Origin of the sequence: Pseudoalteromonas sp. T1lg48, from assembly GCF_002964785.1 — a bacterium.
Classification (GTDB): domain Bacteria; phylum Pseudomonadota; class Gammaproteobacteria; order Enterobacterales; family Alteromonadaceae; genus Pseudoalteromonas.
Window position 1 is genome coordinate 211,155 of record NZ_PQCC01000001.1, and the last position, 14,978, is coordinate 226,132.

The 14,978-nt window shown below is 48.9% G+C and carries 17 protein-coding genes; 3 read left to right on the top strand and 14 right to left on the bottom strand.

The genetic code is table 11. From position 1 onward, the window contains the following. Positions 1-7: 7 nt before the first annotated feature. Both C2M29_RS00975 and C2M29_RS00980 read right to left on the bottom strand, forming a co-directional pair. Positions 8-517 carry a hypothetical protein gene (locus C2M29_RS00975; RefSeq protein ID WP_199774841.1) on the bottom strand — a complete coding sequence of 170 codons (510 nt, stop codon included), beginning with the start codon at positions 515-517 and terminating at the stop codon, positions 8-10. Beyond that, on the bottom strand, positions 504-1,067 hold the full coding sequence (locus tag C2M29_RS00980; RefSeq protein ID WP_105187941.1) for an RNA polymerase sigma factor: 564 nt from the start codon (positions 1,065-1,067) through the stop codon (positions 504-506). The genes C2M29_RS00975 and C2M29_RS00980 overlap by 14 nt, the downstream gene beginning before the upstream one ends. 661 nt (positions 1,068-1,728) lie before the next feature. On the opposite strand from C2M29_RS00980, the gene yidD reads away from it, so the two are divergent. From yidD to C2M29_RS01000, 3 genes are all read left to right on the top strand, one after another. Next, complete coding sequence (yidD, locus tag C2M29_RS00990) at positions 1,729-2,091, top strand: membrane protein insertion efficiency factor YidD (RefSeq protein ID WP_105187943.1); 363 nt, start codon at positions 1,729-1,731, stop codon at positions 2,089-2,091. Positions 2,092-2,111: 20 nt separating this feature from the next. Beyond that, positions 2,112-2,453 carry a cupin domain-containing protein gene (locus tag C2M29_RS00995; RefSeq protein ID WP_105187944.1) on the top strand — a complete coding sequence of 114 codons (342 nt, stop codon included), beginning with the start codon at positions 2,112-2,114 and terminating at the stop codon, positions 2,451-2,453. Positions 2,454-2,885: 432 nt separating this feature from the next. Next, a complete protein-coding gene (locus tag C2M29_RS01000; protein WP_105187945.1) occupies positions 2,886-3,416 on the top strand; it encodes an outer membrane beta-barrel protein in 531 nt (176 codons plus the stop codon). Positions 3,417-4,060: 644 nt separating this feature from the next. Here the strand turns inward: C2M29_RS01000 and rplI are convergent. The 12 genes from rplI to hflX form a co-directional block, all read right to left on the bottom strand. After that, positions 4,061-4,513 carry a 50S ribosomal protein L9 gene (gene rplI, locus C2M29_RS01005; RefSeq protein ID WP_105187946.1) on the bottom strand — a complete coding sequence of 151 codons (453 nt, stop codon included), beginning with the start codon at positions 4,511-4,513 and terminating at the stop codon, positions 4,061-4,063. A 35-nt stretch (positions 4,514-4,548) separates the two neighbouring features. Then, the gene (gene rpsR / locus C2M29_RS01010) at positions 4,549-4,776 is read right to left on the bottom strand and encodes a 30S ribosomal protein S18 (protein ID WP_010386263.1); all 228 of its coding nucleotides are present in this window, start codon (positions 4,774-4,776) and stop codon (positions 4,549-4,551) included. An 11-nt stretch (positions 4,777-4,787) separates the two neighbouring features. Further along, on the bottom strand, positions 4,788-5,117 hold the full coding sequence (gene priB, locus C2M29_RS01015) for a primosomal replication protein N (protein WP_105187947.1): 330 nt from the start codon (positions 5,115-5,117) through the stop codon (positions 4,788-4,790). A gap of 18 nt (positions 5,118-5,135) precedes the next feature. Further along, positions 5,136-5,477 (bottom strand): 30S ribosomal protein S6, encoded by a 342-nt coding sequence (gene rpsF / locus C2M29_RS01020; protein ID WP_105187948.1) that lies wholly within the window; start codon positions 5,475-5,477, stop codon positions 5,136-5,138. A gap of 268 nt (positions 5,478-5,745) precedes the next feature. Continuing rightward, positions 5,746-6,483 (bottom strand): 23S rRNA (guanosine(2251)-2'-O)-methyltransferase RlmB, encoded by a 738-nt coding sequence (gene rlmB, locus C2M29_RS01025; protein WP_105188099.1) that lies wholly within the window; start codon positions 6,481-6,483, stop codon positions 5,746-5,748. Positions 6,484-6,495: 12 nt separating this feature from the next. Beyond that, positions 6,496-8,925, bottom strand: coding sequence for a ribonuclease R (gene rnr, locus C2M29_RS01030; protein ID WP_105187949.1), 2,430 nt, complete (start codon positions 8,923-8,925; stop codon positions 6,496-6,498). A 132-nt stretch (positions 8,926-9,057) separates the two neighbouring features. Then, complete coding sequence (locus C2M29_RS01035) at positions 9,058-9,645, bottom strand: tetratricopeptide repeat protein (RefSeq protein ID WP_233998329.1); 588 nt, start codon at positions 9,643-9,645, stop codon at positions 9,058-9,060. 154 nt (positions 9,646-9,799) lie between these two features. Next, a complete protein-coding gene (locus tag C2M29_RS01040; RefSeq protein WP_105187951.1) occupies positions 9,800-11,116 on the bottom strand; it encodes an adenylosuccinate synthase in 1,317 nt (438 codons plus the stop codon). Between the two features lie 114 nt (positions 11,117-11,230). Then, positions 11,231-11,425, bottom strand: coding sequence for a DUF2065 domain-containing protein (locus C2M29_RS01045; protein ID WP_105187952.1), 195 nt, complete (start codon positions 11,423-11,425; stop codon positions 11,231-11,233). 63 nt (positions 11,426-11,488) lie between these two features. After that, the gene (gene hflC, locus C2M29_RS01050; RefSeq protein ID WP_105187953.1) at positions 11,489-12,367 is read right to left on the bottom strand and encodes a protease modulator HflC; all 879 of its coding nucleotides are present in this window, start codon (positions 12,365-12,367) and stop codon (positions 11,489-11,491) included. Next, positions 12,368-13,540, bottom strand: a complete 1,173-nt coding sequence (gene hflK / locus C2M29_RS01055; protein WP_105187954.1) for an FtsH protease activity modulator HflK — start codon at positions 13,538-13,540, stop codon at positions 12,368-12,370. Positions 13,541-13,686: 146 nt separating this feature from the next. Next, the gene (hflX, locus tag C2M29_RS01060; protein WP_105187955.1) at positions 13,687-14,970 is read right to left on the bottom strand and encodes a ribosome rescue GTPase HflX; all 1,284 of its coding nucleotides are present in this window, start codon (positions 14,968-14,970) and stop codon (positions 13,687-13,689) included. Between the last annotated feature and the right edge of the window lie 8 nt (positions 14,971-14,978).

Genomic DNA, 14,978 nt, shown 5'->3' on the forward strand with positions numbered 1-14,978 from the left:
CGTTCTCCTAAATATGCTGTAATACAGTGCTTTGTTTGGGTGAATGCACTTTATTAATTAAATCAAGTTGTTGTTGGTATACTTGCGCTAACATGCCAAGCAGTGCGCGATTATTCGGGTCGTCTTCCAGCGCGGTTTTTATTGCCTTTTCCGCCTGCTCAAGTTCGGCCAGTTGTTGTTGCCAGTTATCGGTTAACGCCGGTTGCGACTGGTACTGCACCAGCAAGCTCTGCTTCTGCTGCTCAAACACATCGCTGATCAGCGCAAACTGGGTTTGCTCTGCGCCTTGTTGCATGGGCATATTTAAGCCCACAACGGCCACCAGGATCGCCGCGGCGGCACTACCAAATGCGGGCATTACCCAGTTACGTTTTGCGGCACTGGGTTGTGCGTTACTTTGCAAATTAATGGCATGCTCAATACCGGGCCACAGGTCGCGACTTGGGCTCAACTCCTTCTCTTGCGACTGCAGTTGCTCATTTAAAAATTGGTCGAAGTCTGGTTTATTCATTTTCATACCACTCCTGTAACAACCCTCGAGCGCGGTGATACTGGGATTTTGACGATCCCACCGCCATATTCATCATCTTTGCTATCTCTTCGTGGCGATAGCCTTCCACCGCGTGCAGTACGAATACCTGCCTGGCTCGCTCGGGCAAGCGTACTATCAGTTTGTCGAGACCGTTAAGCTCCTGACATTGCGCGGCTTGCTCGTGCTCCATACCCGTCTCTTCACTGCTGACGACGCGCTGTAGCCAATTTTTTTGCTTGCGCAGATAACTGATGGCTATATTGCTGGCGACCCGGTGTAACCAGGTACTGAATTGCGACTTGCCATCAAAGCTGTTTATTTTTTGCCACAACTGCACAAACACTTCCTGGGTCACATCTTCCGCTTGAGCCTGATCGGCCACCAAGCGAAGACAGAGCGCATACACTCGCCTCACGTGGCATTGGTACAGGACATAAAAAGCATCTTGGTCACCCTGCTGGGCTTTCTCGATGGTTTGTTGTTCCTGTTGCGCCGTTTGTGTTTGTGAGAATGCCTGTTCGGCATTAACCAACATCCGCGTCATCCTGTTGTTGTTTATTTGCTTTGTTACTGTATTAGACGCACCCAAAAGTACAAAGGGTTTAAACGGTTTTAAAAAATTTTTTAATTTATTTTTCAAAGGGTCACAAAGGTGCCTTTGGCGTGGGGCTGAAAAGTTGGGTGATCGTGGTGACGATGGTACTTTGAATTGAGATCTTGTCGGGTCGCCGACTACGACTTAGAAGAAATGCTTGGTTCAGTTCGGTGCTAATTAAGGAAATGCAAACGCTAGACTTTCTATGCTGAAAAGTTAATCTAGCCAACATGGGATGTGGTCTAAAAGTCATAATCACGAACGGCTTTAAGCAAGGATTGAGCATTTGGAAATTTTCTTTTCGCTACTATTTTTGATGTTGTTGGTTAATCTTGTTGTTATCAGCAAACTTAAATGCAAATACCCAAACGAAATAAAGTGTTGGGACTCTCCATCTGGCTTGATGAGCAACATCACCAACGCATCATTTCTATATGGCTATATTGGCACTAGACAGTTTCGGCGTATCAAGTTGGATACAAACACAAAGATATGGTGTGAGGTTTTGTTTGTCATTGTTTGGGGTTTTCTTAGCTACTTCGGGTATATCCTGCTTCACGAACTTTACCTGTGGTAGCGAGTCAAGTATTAGGAAATAACGATGAACTTCCTCGCGGTAATTTTTATACGCTTCTATCAGCGCTTTATTTCTCCCTACAAAGGGTTTCGCTGTGCGCATGCCTGCCTGCACAAAGGAACGTCCTGTTCTACCGCAGTGTTAGACATCGTCAAAAAAGATGGTGTCTGGCATGGATACCAAAAAATCAGAACACGAATGCATGCGTGCAAAAGTGCCTATGTCGCGCTACAACTAAACGCCCAAAAAAAAGATAAGAATAAACGCAAAAAGAAAGACAACGGCTATGACTGCTGCGATCCATCCGCGGCATGCGATGTCGCCAGCTGCGCGGGTAGAGGAAAAAATTGCGACCTACCCGACCTCCCCTGCGACTGCTGGCCATAAACATTTAACTCAGGAATAGCATGAAACCCGTTACTACCGAAAATACAGAGCACTACACCTGGGGCGATAACTGCGATGGTTGGCATTTAGTGAAATCTGCCAACCTCAGCGTTATTCAAGAATGCGTGCCACCAGGTTGCGAAGAAGTTTCTCACTATCATGAACATGCCGAACAGTTCTTCTTTGTCCTCAGCGGCATCGCCACCATCGAAGTAGACGGTAAAGAGTATGAATTACACCCTCAACAAGGCATCCACATCCCCGCCCAAACACCGCACCAACTCAAAAATAAACACGGTGAACACCTCTCCTTCATCGTCACCTCAACACCCCCAAGCCATGGAGATAGAGTGTTAGTTTGAATCGACTAGTCTTCACATCAGCTTAGTGTCTGCACTGAGCGAGGAGAAGACGCTCGAAGCATCTCATATTATCTATTTAAACGGTAATTACCGTCCATAACGGCTTTCCAACATCAATAACTCTGGCCCCATCACTTTTTCCCATTGTCTTTTAATACATTACCTTTGTGGCTAGGATGGTCGCTCTTGATGCAAATTCTTAAGAAAGCAACCTTGCCTGCTCGCTCCAAAATTTTCCAGATCGTGACGCTTCGACTACATTATTTTCAGTACCCACATGAAATTAATCACAAAAGTATGGAAACATCAGTGAGACACGCATATACAGGAAACCAATTTTACAAAGGGATGGGCGTGTTATAACTGTCCTAGTAAGTACAAATATACTTTGGAGTAACATTTACGCTATCTATACTCGACTCGGAGAAAGTAATGAAAAAATCGAAACTTAATGGCGCAATTTTGTTGATGTTGGGCATAACGGGTAATGCCGTCGCACAGAATGACTTCTACGCGGGGGCGAGCATCGGGCAAGCTACCATCGATGCGTGCAGCGGTATCACCAGTTGCGACGATGAGGACACCGGCAGGAAGATCTTCGGTGGTTGGGAGTTCTATTCGAACCTCGCGTTTGAGGCCGCTTGGGTGGATTTTGGTGAGATCGATGGTTCCATAGACGGTTCGAAAGTCAGCGCCGCAGTAGACGGGTGGTCACTCGCTGCGAAGGGCAAGCTACCACTCAATGAGCATTTTGGCCTGTTCGGCAAGTTTGGCATGATCACTTGGGATCTCGAAGGAGGCGGAGCTGCTTCCGGAATTGATGACGATGGCAGCGATCTTTTGTATGGCCTCGGCGCTGAATACATGTTCAATGACCAATTCAGTATTGTCGCTGAGTGGGAGTGGTATGATATTGACGAAGACGTTGATCTGTTTTCTGCCGGTGTACTGTTCAGGTTCTAATCTGAGCGAAACAATCAATCTAAATAATGCCCTTGTATGGCTTCGCGAGTCTGCATAGCGGGATTGATCGCTCAGGAACACTCTGCTCAATTGGGCGGAGTTGATGATTGCTCTACTTCCGAGTTTGGCACTTAGAGGCCTATAGGAAATCTCAAAACTAACAGGTATCGATCTCCCGTTTGAATTCGCGCTGTAGAAATCAGGTTTTGTTGTGGAGTGTGTCATTGAGAGCGAGGGCGACGGGTGACCGAAGCCTTGCTTCGCAGCTCACGGAGGTGGAGGCATGGATGCCGACAGGAGCCCAGCTTCATGGATGAATCACTTGCACCTAAGGTGATTTGTATCTCAAGTTGCCGTCCCCGGCCTCTCTCTGGCTCAAGGCGTTCGCTTGTTAAAAATAGTCCACCGGACTATTTTCTTAACGCGCTCACCCAACGCGACAAGATCTATCCAAAGACACCTTTGTCGGCGCAAAGCACCAACCTACAACCGCATTGTCGGCGGCCCAACGACATTGTCAGGATGCTAGGTAACTGCTCCTGCGTTACCCTAGTACCGCCGTCCTTGGCGGCAAAGCCTGCGCTAAAAACAGGCATAAAAAAACCGCGCCTTGGCGCGGTTTTTCACATAAAGCTAATCGACGATTAAGCTTCAGCAATAACGATCACTTTGATAGTTGCAGTAACTTCTGAGTGAACCTGGATTGCTACGTCGAATTCACCTGTTTCACGGATAGTACCGGTAGGTAGGCGAACTTCTGATTTAGCTACTTCGATACCAGTTGCAGAGATCGCGTCAGCGATGTCACGAGTACCGATTGAACCAAATAGTTTACCTTCGTCACCTGCTTTAGAAACAAGAGTCACTTCTGCAAGTGCTTCAAGCTTCTCAGCGCGTGCTTGTGAAGCAGCTAGCTCTTCAGCGATTTTCGCTTCAAGCTCAGCACGACGTGCTTCGAAAGTTTCGATGTTAACTTTAGTTGCAGGAACTGCCTTACCTTTCGGGAAAAGGAAGTTACGTGCGAAACCAGATTTAACTGAAACCTGGTCACCTAGGCCACCTAGGTTTGCGATCTTGTCTAGTAGAATAACTTGCATGTCTCTACACCTTTTAAAAACTGTTAATCCGCTGCTTACTTGTGTAAGTCAGTGTATGGAAGAAGGGCTAGGTAGCGAGCACGCTTGATAGCGGTTGCTAGCTGACGCTGATACTTAGCGCTAGTACCTGTGATACGGCTAGGTACGATTTTGCCACTTTCTGTAACGTAGTTTTTAAGAGTAGCTAGATCTTTATAATCGATTTGTTGTACGCCTTCCGCTTTGAAGCGGCAGAACTTACGACGTCTGAAGTAACGTGCCATGAGTATTTTCCTCAATTAATTCTTTCAATTTGCTGAGCGTGCAGTACCAGTTGACTAAGGCCATTTCGGCCTTGGTGGCGATTTAAAAATCCCCTGACTCGTACCTGTTGCTCAACTTGCAAATATTGTGTTGCAGGTTGAAGCTCTTTGCCGCTTGCGACCACTTGAATGCGAACATAACTTTGTCGGTTAAGTTGTGCTTCTAACTGTATTGAACGATGCTCAAGCACGAAAATACAGTGTGGTACACCGGCCGGGCTTTGACTGAATTTTGGGGCCTTACAAATAATGCCACCAAGTTCGACTAAGTTGAGCGCTTGCTCACTAGGCGTATCAGCCATTACAACCACGCAGAACGATTAAGCTTCAGCAGCTTCTTTTTTCTCTTCTTTAGCAAGAGGAGAAGCTTCAGTTACTGCATCTTTAGTGCGCATAACTAGGTTACGTAGCACTGCATCGTTGTAGCGGAAAGAAGTTTCAAGCTCGTTGATTACTTCAGTTGGTGCTTCAACGTTCATTAGAACATAGTGTGCTTTGTGAAGCTTTTCGATTGGGTAAGCCAGTTGACGACGGCCCCAGTCTTCTAGACGGTGAATTTTACCGCCAGCTTCAGTGATAGAACCAGTATAACGCTCGATCATACCAGCTACTTGTTCACTTTGATCTGGATGAACCATGAATACGATTTCGTAATGACGCATGGGTATTCCTTACGGTTAATATAGCCTTCCACCGTTTCGACCACTCGGTTTAAGGCAAGGAATTAATGTTAAACGGTCGAAATGAGCGCGTATTCTACGCATTGTTGGCAAATTAAGCAACTTAAAGCCATGCAAAAAGCGCGGAAAAAAGGTGAGATTTTTAGCTTTTATTGGGGCCGCCTGACAGGCCTGCCGGGAGGTGGGTAACAAGCCCTACGGCGAGGCGGCCTATTGCAGGCCAACCGCACCTCCGGGCTTTCGCACAGCCTTATGAATTGCGTTGACGCAGCACTTCAAACAAGCTGATACCGGTAGCCACCGATACATTGAGACTGGAAACCGTGCCCACCATGGGAATTTTCACTAACACATCGCAGTGCTCACGGGTTAATCGGCGCATACCATCGCCTTCGGCCCCCATCACCACGGCAATCGGGCCAGCGAGGTTTGCTTCAAACAAGGTGGTATCCGTTTCACCGGCGGTGCCCACTACCCATACGCCCGCGTCTTTAATTTCACGCAGGGTACGAGCCAGGTTAGTGACCTGGACTAATGGCACGGTTTCCGCAGCACCACAGGCCACCTTGCGAGCCGTGGCATTGAGCTTGGCTGATTTATCTTTTGGCACGACTACCGCATGTACACCGGCGGCATCGGCGCTACGCAAACAGGCCCCCAGGTTATGCGGATCGGTAATGCCATCGAGCACCAACAAAAACGGCGTTTGTTCGCGCTTGATGATATCGTCCAGATCCTTTTCGCTATACTGTTTACCAGCACGTACACGGGCAATGATGCCCTGGTGCTGCTCGCCTTTAGCCTTGTCATCCAGAGCCTTACGCTGCATAAACTGGATTGAGATACCAAACTTACGCGCCTGGTTAATCACGTCATTGAGGCGCTTATCTTCGCGGCCTTTAAGCGCATAAATCTCTAAAAAGCGCTCCGGCTCTTTGCTTAAAATGGCTTCAACGCTGTGAAAGCCAAAAATTAGTTCGTTACTCACAAACACTCTCTACTATTTTGCTTTTTTGCGCGCGCCCTTGCCTGCCCGCTGCTTTTTCTTTGCCTTATTGGCCTTGGCTTTTCTCGCCACGGCCCCCTTTTTGTCTTTTTCACCGCCCTTTTTAGGCTTGCCTTTGCCCGCCGCCTTGGAGCCGGATTTGGCTGTCGCCTTGCTCCCGGGCTTTGGCTTCTTGCCGTTGCTGGGGATCTCCCCTGATTTTAGCTGTTCGCGCACCGAAGGCTTGGCGCGACGGCGACTGTATCTGTCTTCGCCTTCGCTGGCTAACACCAGATTAATACGACGCTCTTCAAGGGATACCGATGCCACTTGTACGCGCACCTTATCGCCCATACGATAAACCTTGTTGGTATGCTCGCCCACCAAGCAGTGTTTGGCACCGTCATAATGGAAGAACTCGTCGCCTAAACTGGCAATGTGCACCAGGCCGTCAATCTGCAGGTGATCCAGGCGTACAAACACACCAAAATTGGTGACCGAGGAAATGACCCCCCCGAACTGCATGCCCACATGATCTTGCATGTATTCACATTTTAGCCAATCCGCCACTTCGCGGGTGGCATCATCGGCACGACGCTCGGTCATGGAGCATTGCTCACCAAGCTTGTCCGCTTCATCGGCGGTGTAAATATGCTCACCGCTGGTTTGCTGACCCTGAGACTTTAAAATTGCCTTAATGGCACGGTGCACAACCAAGTCAGGATAACGACGTATCGGTGAAGTAAAGTGTGCATAGGCAGGCAAGGCTAAACCAAAGTGACCAATATTATCGGCTTGATATACCGCCTGCTTCATAGCCCGCAACAGCATGGTTTGCACCAGCTCGATTTCCGGACGCTCGGCCAGCTTATTGATAACCGCGGTGATCTCTCCAGGCTCCGGCGATTCGCCGAAAGGATGCTCGACACCCAGCTCGCCTAAAAACTCCCGGAAATGACCCAGTTTCTCACTGTCCGGTTCATCGTGCACCCGATAAAGGGCGCTGGCTTCATGCTTTTCTAACAACCGCGCCGCGGCGACGTTCGCGAGGATCATACACTCTTCGATCAGCATATGCGCATCGTTGCGCACCACGGGCACAATGGAGTCTATTTTGCGATGGGCATTAAAAACAAAACGGGTTTCCAGGGTATCAAACTCGATGGCACCACGCTGCTGACGAGCCGCCTTTAATGCCATATACATTTGCTGTAGGTCTTTTAAATAACCTACCAAAGGCGCGTATTCTTCGCACAGGCGTTCATCGCCCTCTAAAATACCGTGTACCTTGGTATAGGTTAGACGTGCGTGGGAGTTCATCACCGCTTCGTAAAAACGATAGCCGGAAAGCTTACCCGCATCTGAAACCGTCATTTCCGCCACCATACAGAGGCGATCAACTTTAGGGTTTAAGGAACACAAGCCGTTGGAAAGCACTTTCGGCAACATGGGGATCACCTGCTCGGGGAAATACACCGAGTTACCACGATTGATTGCTTCCAAATCCAGTGGTGAGCCTTTTCGCACATAGTGAGACACATCGGCAATGGCCACCCAGAGGCGCCAGCCCCCGGATTTATTGCGCTCACAATACACGGCATCATCGAAATCGCGAGCATCTTCACCGTCTATGGTAACCAGCGGCAGATGACGTAAGTCGATGCGCCCTTGCTTATCTTTTTCGTCAACAAACTCACCCAGAGGCGCAACCTGCTGCTCAACGGCCTCAGGCCATTGATGAGGAATTTCATAATTGCGCAGCGCCACTTCAATTTCCATACCCGGCGCCAGGTGATCGCCCAGCACTTCGGTGACCTTGCCCACCGCATTCATATGACGCGTGGGGTTTTGGGTGATCTCGATTTGCACCATTTGATTATGACGGGCGCCCTTTTCCGCCCCCGGCAAAACGATAATGTCTTGCGTCAGGCGGGGATCTTCGGGTACCACCACGGCCATACCGTGCTCAACAAAATAACGACCTATAATCGGCGCCCGTTCATTTTCCAGCACTCGGACGATACGCGCTTCTACTTTGCCCCCCTGACCGCGCGAGCTGGCCTTAGCCAGCACCACGTCACCATGGAGCACTAGATTCATTTGATGGCGCGGAATAAACCAGTCTTTGGGCTCACCCTTTACCTGTAAAAAGCCAAAGCCGTCACGGTGACCGATCACCTTGCCTTTAACTAGGCCGCTATCATCGGGGATGACATAACACTTATGCTTATTAAAATGCACCTGGCCTTCACGTTCCATTGCGCGTAAGCGACGTTTAAAAGCGATTTGACGATCACTTTCGAAAACATCAAGTTCACTACAAAGTTGGCTAAAGGTGGCGGGTTTAGAGCGTTTTTTTATGTGGTCGAGAATAAACTCTCGGCTGGGGACGGGATTGTCGTATTTTTGCTGTTCTCTATCGAGGTATGGATCCTGTTTGGTCATTCATTAACTTATACTATGATTTATGCTGTTATTTTAACCCATATAAGAAAAAGGCAACAGGGAATTACTGTTAAAGTTTTGGGTCGATTAGACTTTTACAGCAAATTGATGCTCTTACCCGCAGCAAAGACACTAGTTATCCACGGGTAAACGCGCTCTGGCAACCACAGAGTCCGGCATTTTTTTAGCAAGCAGAGCCAATTGCTGCGTGATTTTTTTATGCTGCCCCCTATCCGCCACGGAAGCATGGAAGAGCCAGCGATAGGCATCCTCATAATCGTGTGGGCTGCCATAGCCTTGATTATAAAGTTTCACCAAACGCATTTTTGCCCGCAAATTACCCTGAGCGGCGGCTTCACGTAAATAGATAATGGCCGTGGCCTTGTCCGCTTGCACCAGGCGGCCGATATCATAATAGCGCCCCAGTTGCTCCAGCGCCTCGGCCAGACCCTGCTCGGCGGCCTGACGCATATAGTACACCCCTAACTCCACATCCCGCTCAACACAGACGTTATAGGCGAGCATGTCACCATAGAGGAATTGATAGGTCGGTAGCTGCATCTTGCTGGCCCGGGCGGCAATATCTTGCACCAGTTGGCAATCATCGTCTTTGATACGTTTTAAATGTGCATTTTTACGAATGAGCTTTACCAGTTCATCCTGGGTATAAAGCTGTACCGCTTCCAAAGGCTCTGCGGCACGGGCCACACCTAAGGTCATGGCTATTAGAACACAACTGATAAGTAAAAAACGCATAACGCTCCTTTGACAATTTCTCGCATAGTCGCCATTTTACAGCAAAAGCGGTGCCATAATTTTAGCCTTAGACACAAAAAAAGCTGCCGAAGCAGCTTTTTCTTAACGCATTTGGTAATTACTCACCGAATGGGTTGCGTACGATCATGGTCTCAACACGGTCAGGACCAGTTGAGATGATATCTACAGGTACACCTGTGATTTCTTCGATACGCTTGATGTAATCGATCGCCGCTTTTGGCAGATCTTCAACGCGAGTCACACCAAAGGTGTTGTCGCTCCAGCCTGGCATTTCTTCGTAGACCGGCGTTACCTTCTCGTAGCCTTCGGCGGCGAGTGGAGTCACATTAGTAACCGTGCCATCTTCAAGCTGGTAGCCAGTACAGATCTTAATGGTTTCTAGGCCATCAAGTACGTCAAGCTTGGTCATACAGAAACCTGAGATGCTGTTGATTTGTACCGCACGGCGCATAGCCACGGCATCGAACCAACCAGTACGACGTAGACGACCCGTTGTCGCGCCAAACTCGTGACCTTTCTCACCAAGGTGCTTACCAACAGGGTCTTGCTTATCAAGGCCATCGTATAGCTCGGTAGGGAATGGACCTGAACCTACACGTGTGGTGTACGCTTTCACGATACCCAATACGTAGTCTAGGTTTAGTGGGCCAAAACCGGCACCGGTCGCCACACCACCGGCAGTGGTGTTTGAAGAAGTAACATACGGGTAAGTACCGTGGTCGATATCAAGCAGGGTACCCTGTGCACCTTCAAACAAGATGTGCTCGCCGTTGTTACGTGCTTGGTCTAGCATTTCCGTAACATCAACAACCATAGACTTAAGGATTTCAGCCACAGCCATGGCATCGTCGTAGGTCTTTTGGAAGTCGACAGGCTCAACCTTGTAATAATTTTCTAAAGTGAAGTTGTGGTACTCAAGAATCTCGCGCAGCTTGTTAGCAAATTGCTCTGGGTTGAACAAATCACCTACACGTAAACCACGACGTGCTACCTTGTCCTCATAGGCAGGACCGATACCACGACCGGTAGTACCAATGGCTTTATCGCCACGTGCTTTTTCACGCGCAACATCAAGTGCTACGTGATAAGGCAAAATTAGCGGACAAGCTTCAGAAATAAGAAGACGCTCACGCACTGGTACGCCACGCTCTTCAAGCATGCCGATCTCTCGCATTAAAGCGTCAGGAGCAAGTACTACACCGTTACCGATGATACATTTAACGTTGTCACGCAGTACACCCGATGGGATCAAGTGCAGTACGGTTTTCTCACCATTAATCACTAGCGTGTGACCAGCATTGTGACCACCCTGGTAGCGTACTACTAAAGATGCTTTATCTGTAAGAAGGTCAACAACCTTCCCTTTCCCTTCGTCACCCCACTGGGTGCCTAATACAACGACGTTTTTACCCATTGCAAATTCACTTAGAAAAAATTAGGCGCAGATTTTATCAGAAAAGAGGGCCATAGATCACCCCGTTTTGGCTATTTTTTCCGCTAATAGTATTTTTACTTTTAGCTCAGGGGGCTAGTCCGATTGGACAAAGTGAAATAACAGCGCACCAACAAGGATTAAAATGATGCCGGTCACCTTTAGGGTACGCTCATCACTTTGAACAATCTGTAATAGATAAGCTCGCCATTTTCTTGGAAATAACGCCGGACCCAAGCCTTCAAATATCAGCATCAATGCCACCGCGCTTAAAAATAATTGCCAATTCATATGTCCTCCCGAGGCAAAAAAAAGCCCCAAGACAAGGTCTCAGGGCTTTTCTAACAAGAGCGATTATTGCGCCGATGCATTCTTCATATATTTGAAGAATTCGCTGTTCGGCTCGATAACCATCACGTCTTGCTTATCTTTAAAGGTGTTTTTATACGCATCAAGGCTACGCACGAATCCGAAAAACTCAGGATCTTTATTGTAGGCTTCGGCGTAAATTTTTGCCGCCTGGGCATCACCCTGACCGCGCACAGAACGGGCATTACGCTCGGCATCCGCCAGCATGACCGTTACACGACGATCGACTTCGGCGCGCAGCTCTTCGGCTTTTTCCTGACCCTGTGAGCGGTGTTCTTTAGCTACCGCGGTACGCTCGGCGCGCATACGCTGGTAAATTGAACTGCTCACTTCGTCCGGCAGGTTGATTTGCTTAACGCGTACATCAAGCACTTCAATACCCAACTCTTTCGCGCTTTCAGAGGCTTGCACCAGGGCATCGGCCATTAACTCGCTACGCTCACCAGAGACAATTTCGCGAATGGTGCGGGCACCAAAGTTGGTACGAAGACCGTTATTCACCTTCTGCTTAAGCAGGGTTTCGGCATAGTTCTTATCACCGCGCGTACGCAGGTAATAATCACTGAAGTCCTGAACACGCCACTTCACATAAGAATCAACGATCAAGTCTTTTTTCTCACTGGTTACGAAGCGATCCGGCGTACCATCCAAAGTCTGAATACGGGCATCCAACTTACGCACCTGGGCAACAAAAGGCACCTTAAAGTGTAGGCCAGGCTCGTAAACCACGGCATTGTCACTGTCGTCTTTTTGCACCTTGCTAAACAGCAAAACAATGGCTCTTTGTCCTTCCGGTACCACAAATACCGAAGAGAAAGACAAGAGCACTGCGGCAATAATGAGGATTAAACTAAAATTTCTCACTTATCGTCCTCCATTAAAGCGGTCTTTAGCAAAACGGTCGTTGGCAGAATTTACCTGGCTGTTTTGCGATGAATTAGTGCCTAGCTTGTTACGTAAATCCTGGATGGTATTGGAATTTGGTAAAGTTACTTTTTTACCTGACGAATGCTGCTCCATGATTTTATCCAAAGGCAGATACATCATGTTGTTGCCGCCTTCAACGTCAACCAAGACTTTAGAGCTGTTGCCTAGCACCTGCTCCATGGCATCAATATACAAACGCTGGCGTGTTACCTGCTTAGCGCTTTGATACTCAGGTAACAGCTTTTCAAAACGCGCTACCTCACCCTGAGCTTCCAGGGTTACACGCTCACGATAGGCTTCTGCTTCCTGGGTCATACGCGTAACGCGACCGCGGGCACGAGGTTCAATCTCACGGGCATAAGCTTCCGCTTCACGAATAAAACGCTCTTCGTCTTCCTGCGCGGCAATGGCGTCATCGAAAGCATCTTTTACTTCCGCTGGCGGACGTGAATCCTTAAAGTTCACATCGGTAACCACTAAACCTAGGTTGTAAGGCTCGATAATACCGTTCAGCTCTTCCCAGGTGCTTTGACGCACCAGCTCACGCCCTGTGGTCAAGACCTGATCCATCTCCGCATGGCCGACTACATAACGCAGCGCACTATCCAACGCTTGCTGTAGGCTGTGATCGGCATCGGTAACACTGTACTTGTAAAGATACGGGTCCACGACGCGATACTGCACTTCGAATTCAACGCTTACCACGTTCTCGTCTTCGGTCAGCATAAAGCCAGACGCCGACAGCGAACGTACCGCTTCAATATCAACGGGGATCACGTTTTCGATAAAGGTTGCTTTCCAACGCAGGCCCGGCTCGGCGATACGGGCGAACTTACCGAATTGTAAGACCACGCCACGTTCCGCTTCTTTTACCGTGTAAAAGCCGCTCAAGGCCCAAATAATCAGTGCAATGATCACCACAATAAAGATGCCGGCGCCACCGACGCCACCACCTCGGTTACCGCCCTTGTTGCCGCCAAACAGACCGCCAAACTTATCGGAATACTTTTTCAGTACCTCGTCTAAATCCGGTGGGCCTTGGTCGCGACCACCTTTATTGTCCCAAGGGTCTTTGCCGTTGCCATTGTTACCCGGCTCGTTCCAGGCCATAGCTCTACTCCATAGTTGTCAATATTCGTTACTCGGGGTAATGCTAGCTCAGCATTACCTGCGTTGTCACATGCTGTAGCCGAGTTCGACCACGCATATGACACAAGAAAATCTTTACTGGTGCTACTTTAGCGTATTTTCCAATGCTAAGTAAGGTAGCTATCGATTTGTTCGCCGATTTCCTTTTTCAGCTTATTCCAATCGCTCATGGGTACATTCACCTGCAACAACCAATTGCCATGCTCATCATAGTCTTCTTTATTGATGCTATTGAGGTTGTACAGAGCCCCACGCAAACGTCCCTGGCTCGGCGGTACACACAGCAGGGTATTGAGCATTTGCTTGGCCAGCAATTCACTGATCGCCTGTTTCAGCAGGTCAACCCCCTGACCTTGCTGCGCCGATAGCCAAACCCGTCGCGGTTTGCCTTCATCGTCTCTGTCGATACGCGGCTCAACATCTTCGAGTTGGTCAATTTTGTTGTACACCAACAGCTGAGGAATTTCGCTAGCGCCGATCTCCTCAAGCACTTCTTGCACCTGCTCAATGTTTTCCTTACGCCGCGAGTCGGCGGCATCGATCACATGCAGTTGCAGATCCGCTTCACGGGTCTCGGTCAGGGTGGCTTTAAAGGCCGCGACCAGGTCATGAGGCAGGTGGCGAATAAAGCCCACGGTATCGGCAAGGATCACGCTGCCGATATCCGGCACTTCCAGTTTCCGTAAAGTCGGGTCCAGAGTTGCGAAAAGCTGATCCGCGGCGTACACATCCGACTCGGTAAGGCGGTTAAACAGGGTCGATTTACCGGCATTGGTGTAACCGACCAAGGACACGCTGGGGATCTCGTTACGATTACGAGCTCGACGCCCCTGTTCACGTTGCTTGGCTACCTTATCCAGGCGTTTAAGGATGTTTTTAATACGCGCACGCAATAAACGGCGGTCGGTCTCAAGCTGGGTCTCACCAGGACCACGTAAACCGATACCCCCCTTTTGTCGCTCCAAGTGCGTCCAACCACGGATCAAACGGGTGGAAATATGGCGTAATTGCGCCAGCTCAACCTGGAGTTTACCTTCATGGGTACGCGCCCGTTGGGCGAAAATATCTAAAATCAACGCGGTTCTATCGAGCACGCGACATTTGCACACTCTCTCTAGGTTGCGCTCTTGTGATGGGCTTAATTCGTGATTGAATATAATGACATCTGCGTTGTGGGATTGGACAATCTCAGCGATTTCTTCTGCTTTCCCCGTGCCGACGAATAGCTTAGGGTGTGGCGCCTGACGGCTGCCTTGCACAACCATCAGACTACTAACACCTGCAGAAGACACCAGCATTTCCAACTCTTGAAGGTCTTCTCTATCACCTTCATGGGGAAACTCTATGTGTACTAAGACTGCCTGTTCGCCGGCTTCATAACGGTCAAACAAGCACACTG

What these genes read in the sequence shown, in the direction of transcription:
- C2M29_RS01040 (WP_105187951.1), bottom strand. Translation starts at nt 11,116, where the DNA reads ATGGGTAAAAACGTCGTTGTATTAGGCACCCAGTGGGGTGACGAAGGG.
- hflK (WP_105187954.1), bottom strand. Translation starts at nt 13,540, where the DNA reads ATGGCCTGGAACGAGCCGGGTAACAATGGCAACGGCAAAGACCCTTGG.
- C2M29_RS01045 (WP_105187952.1), bottom strand. Translation starts at nt 11,425, where the DNA reads ATGAATTGGCAATTATTTTTAAGCGCGGTGGCATTGATGCTGATATTT.
- C2M29_RS00980 (WP_105187941.1), bottom strand. Translation starts at nt 1,067, where the DNA reads ATGTTGGTTAATGCCGAACAGGCATTCTCACAAACACAAACGGCGCAA.
- yidD (WP_105187943.1), top strand. Translation starts at nt 1,729, where the DNA reads ATGAACTTCCTCGCGGTAATTTTTATACGCTTCTATCAGCGCTTTATT.
- C2M29_RS01000 (WP_105187945.1), top strand. Translation starts at nt 2,886, where the DNA reads ATGAAAAAATCGAAACTTAATGGCGCAATTTTGTTGATGTTGGGCATA.
- C2M29_RS00975 (WP_199774841.1), bottom strand. Translation starts at nt 517, where the DNA reads ATGAAAATGAATAAACCAGACTTCGACCAATTTTTAAATGAGCAACTG.
- rplI (WP_105187946.1), bottom strand. Translation starts at nt 4,513, where the DNA reads ATGCAAGTTATTCTACTAGACAAGATCGCAAACCTAGGTGGCCTAGGT.
- priB (WP_105187947.1), bottom strand. Translation starts at nt 5,117, where the DNA reads ATGGCTGATACGCCTAGTGAGCAAGCGCTCAACTTAGTCGAACTTGGT.
- rpsR (WP_010386263.1), bottom strand. Translation starts at nt 4,776, where the DNA reads ATGGCACGTTACTTCAGACGTCGTAAGTTCTGCCGCTTCAAAGCGGAA.
- rnr (WP_105187949.1), bottom strand. Translation starts at nt 8,925, where the DNA reads ATGACCAAACAGGATCCATACCTCGATAGAGAACAGCAAAAATACGAC.
- rpsF (WP_105187948.1), bottom strand. Translation starts at nt 5,477, where the DNA reads ATGCGTCATTACGAAATCGTATTCATGGTTCATCCAGATCAAAGTGAA.
- C2M29_RS01035 (WP_233998329.1), bottom strand. Translation starts at nt 9,645, where the DNA reads ATGACCTTAGGTGTGGCCCGTGCCGCAGAGCCTTTGGAAGCGGTACAG.
- C2M29_RS00995 (WP_105187944.1), top strand. Translation starts at nt 2,112, where the DNA reads ATGAAACCCGTTACTACCGAAAATACAGAGCACTACACCTGGGGCGAT.